Origin of the sequence: Halorubrum sp. SS7, from assembly GCF_005435055.1 — an archaeon.
Lineage (GTDB): Archaea > Halobacteriota > Halobacteria > Halobacteriales > Haloferacaceae > Halorubrum > Halorubrum salinarum.
On sequence record NZ_SGXV01000052.1, the window covers coordinates 1 to 1149 of the forward strand.

Consider the following 1149-nt stretch of genomic DNA (forward strand, 5'->3'; position numbering starts at 1 on the left):
GATGTCCCTCGAATTGAGGCTGTGACCTCCGACTGCTTGGTCCCCGGTAGGTATCTCTCGGTCGTGAAAGTATACTCTCTATGTCACTTAGATCGGTTGACTGACGCACCGTCCTCGGGTGTAAATACCGAGGGCGGCGATCCCGAGAGAGGTCAACAAATGAAAGTTCTTGTTTATAAACTGGTTCAGAAACGTGTATATTGAGATGGGTAGTCTCAACTTCTGATCCATTTGCCGTCAACCTCCTCTCGACCAGACGGACGGACTCGGCCCGGACCGGCCGATTTATCGCCCGATAACCCCCAGTTCGCGTATGCCCGACGCTGACGCCTCGCTCGCCTCGACGCTCGGCGCTCTCACGGCCGCGTTTCTCGTCGTCACGCTGGTCGCGGGAACGCTGATCGGCTTCAACTGGACGCAGGCGGTGCTGCTCGGCGGGTTCGCCGGCGTCGTCGCCGTCGCGTCGGCGTGGCTGACGGCGCGGCGACTGAGCGGGTCCGTCCGGGTTCTGACCGCGCGAACCCGAGTATCGCGACTGAGAGGTCGGACGGAGGATTTTATACCCGTTCGGCGTCGACATCGGATAATGCGATTCAATCGCGACCGTCGGGGCCAGTCGGTCGTGGTCGGGACGGTGGTGCTGTTCGGCTTTCTGATCCTGGCGCTCTCGCTGTATCAGGTACAGATCGTGCCGCAAGAGAACGCGGAGGTCGAGTTTCAGCACTTCGAGGAAGTCAGGAACGACCTCGTCGAGCTCAGGAACGGAATCTTATCGGCCGGGAGCTCCGAGCGTCCGCAGTTCGTCGACGTAAAACTCGGAACGAGGTACCAGACGAGGGTATTCACCGTTAATCCACCCGATCCAGTGGGAACACTGCGGACAAGCGACGCATACAACCGACGATTCAGGGACCAAAGTGAACATTTCGACGCGGTTCATTGAGTACCGACCGGGGTACAACGAGCTTGAGTCGGGGTCGATGTGGTACGATAACTCCGTTCTCTACCTCGCTGAATCGAACTCAAACCGTCCCGCAGTGGTCATCGAAGATCAGAACATCTTAGTCGACAACGACACGCTCAGGCTGACCGCCGTCCAGAACGAGTTCAGCGCGTCCGGCACCCGGAAAGTCGCCGTGGAACTGTACC

At 58.9% G+C, this 1149-nt stretch carries 2 pseudogenes; both read left to right on the forward strand.

From position 1 onward, the window contains the following. Positions 1–313: 313 nt before the first annotated feature. A pseudogene (locus tag EXE44_RS22220) lies at positions 314–496 on the forward strand (hypothetical protein); the annotation flags it as partial. A 421-nt stretch (positions 497–917) separates the two neighbouring features. After that, a pseudogene (locus EXE44_RS20335) lies at positions 918–1149 on the forward strand (PKD domain-containing protein); the annotation flags it as partial.